This window comes from Dysgonomonas sp. 521, assembly GCF_010501055.1.
In the GTDB taxonomy this organism is placed as follows: domain Bacteria; phylum Bacteroidota; class Bacteroidia; order Bacteroidales; family Dysgonomonadaceae; genus Dysgonomonas.
This window is the reverse complement of record NZ_QVMO01000125.1, coordinates 1-2,416: the sequence shown is the minus strand read 5'-3', so window position 1 is coordinate 2,416 and position 2,416 is coordinate 1. Positions and strand designations below refer to the sequence as shown.

Annotated in this window: 2 protein-coding genes; both read left to right on the top strand. The window is 32.8% G+C overall.

All coding sequences use genetic code 11. The annotated features are described in order from the left end of the window. Positions 1–818: 818 nt before the first annotated feature. On the top strand, positions 819–2,060 hold the full coding sequence (locus tag D0T84_RS20355; protein WP_163309688.1) for a site-specific integrase: 1,242 nt from the start codon (positions 819–821) through the stop codon (positions 2,058–2,060). A 61-nt stretch (positions 2,061–2,121) separates the two neighbouring features. Next, positions 2,122–2,310: a hypothetical protein gene (locus D0T84_RS20350; protein ID WP_163309687.1), complete on the top strand. Its 189-nt coding sequence runs from the start codon at positions 2,122–2,124 to the stop codon at positions 2,308–2,310. The last annotated feature ends 106 nt before the right edge of the window (positions 2,311–2,416 follow it).

The window sequence follows — 2,416 nt, the reverse complement described above, 5'->3', positions numbered from 1 at the left end:
TATATGCTCAATTGGAGAAATCGTTTCAAATAATATCGTGTTTCAAAAACCGTTGATATTTCAAAATCTTATGTAATAAAGAATTCACTATCCGTATATGCTCAATTGGAGAAATCGTTTCAAATAATATCGTGTTTCAAAAACCATTGATACTTTAAAATCTTATATAATAAAGAATTCACTATCCATATATGCTCAATTGGAGAAATCGTTTCAAATAATATCGTGTTTCAAAAACCATTGATACTTTAAAATCTTATATAATAAAGAATTCACTATCCATATATGCTCAATTGGAGAAATCGTTTCAAATAATATCGTGTTTCAAAAACCATTGATACTTTAAAATCTTATATAATAAAGAATTCACTATCCATATATGCTCAATTGGAGAAATCGTTTCAAATAATATCGTGTTTCAAAAACCATTGATACTTTAAAATCTTATATAATAAAGAATTCACTATCCATATATGCTCAATTGGAGAAATCGTTTCAAATAATATCGTGTTTCAAAAACCGTTGATACTTTAAAATCTTATATAATAAAGAATTCACTATCCGTATATGCTCAATTGGAGAAATCGTTTCAAATCATACCGTGTTTCAAAAACCATTGATACTTTAAAATCTTATATAATAAAGAATTCACTATCCGTATATGCTCAATTCAAGAAATCGTTTCAGCAAATATTGAAAATATATAGTGCCAAAGTTATCTAAAAACCTCTTTCAAAAATACTTGGAACCGAGTCTCAACTTATATTTCAGCAAATTTGAGGATATGTTAACTATTAACCAATTAAAGGAAAATAGTTATGTATTCTTATTCGAAAGATGGTATCAAAATCAGTGTAATGATTGATACAAGAAGGATTAATTCAAGAGGTAAATACCCAGTAAAAATTCGTGTCAATTACAAGCGTGTACGACAGTATTACTCAACAGGTAAAGAACTTACGCAAGATGAATGGGATAAATTACCAGAACTCAAATCACGTCAGTATAAAGAAATTCGTGAAGATATAGAGAATAGCTTTTACCTGGTACGTGACAATGTAGAACTACTTGCAGAAAAAGGAGAGTTCTCTTTCCATATTCTGAATACCCGTTTAGGCAAGTCAACCGGCGATACTCTCACAAATGCAATCCGTTCTAAAATAGTACAGTTGGAAATAGAAGAACGTATTGGGACAATGCTACTACATAAAGAGACATTAAGGCTGGTTTCGGAATTTGCCGGAGATAATGTACTGTTCGATATGGTAACAGTACAGTGGCTAAAGAAATGTGAGGCATATTGGTTGCGGACAGGCAAAGGACATACTACAATTGGCATGCACATGCGTAATATCAGGGCTCTTATGAATGAGGCAAAAAAGGTAGGAGTAATCAAAGAAAGTCAATATCCGTTTGGCAAGGATAGGTACGAAATCAAAACAGGAGAAGCAACAAAGAAGGCTTTGAGTTTAGAGGAAATCAGTAAGATTTACAATTTCTCGGATGAAACGGAAGTAACAGAGAAATATAAGGACTTATGGATATTTATCTACATGTGTAATGGCATCAATGTTGCAGACCTCGTAAAACTCAAATATTCAGATATCAACGATGGCGAAATATGCTTTATCCGTCAAAAAACAGAGCGAACGAGCAAGAGCATAAAAAGGATTAGAGTTGCTTTAACTCCTGAAATGGGGACTATTATTAAAAAATGGGGCAATACAATTGATGGTGATAACTATATTTTCCCATATCTGACCGGAAACGAGACAGCATTGGAACGAAAAACGATTACCCGTGAACTTACCAGACGTATCAATAAGCGTATCAAACGAATAGCAGAAGCAGTCGGAATAGGCCGTCGTAATATATCTACGTACACGGCCCGCCATTCGTTCGCAACAGTGCTTAAGAGAAGTGGTGCGAATATAGCTTACATCAGCGAAAGCCTCGGTCATAACGACTTAAAGACTACTGAACATTATCTTGCAAACTTCGAGAAGGAAGAACGAATAAAGAATTCTAGATTACTCACAAATTTCGGAGATAGCTTATAATTCAGATTTTTAAGGGATATATACATTGCAATAATAGTATAAACACTTAAATCAACTGTGCATGAAAGGATTTGCAATGTATATTATAGCCTGCATCGAAGAGGTAGAAAATGAGCTGTATAATGACCGGTGCGCAAACAACCCGGAATTATTCCGGGAAGAAAAACTATTCGAGCATTTTACACCTAATCCGAAAACACTTCAATCAGTAGAGGATATTATCACAATAGTTCGTTATAAATTGATATAATCAATTGATTTTCAAAAAAATAAGTATTAAATAATTTGGATAGTTCGCTGATTATCAATATCTTAGTAGATTGACCAAAATCTATAAAGTAATGACAACCAACAAA

Excerpts from the sequence above, each read along its gene's own strand:
- D0T84_RS20350 (WP_163309687.1), top strand. The coding sequence starts at position 2,122 with ATGAAAGGATTTGCAATGTATATTATAGCCTGCATCGAAGAGGTAGAA.
- D0T84_RS20355 (WP_163309688.1), top strand. The coding sequence starts at position 819 with ATGTATTCTTATTCGAAAGATGGTATCAAAATCAGTGTAATGATTGAT.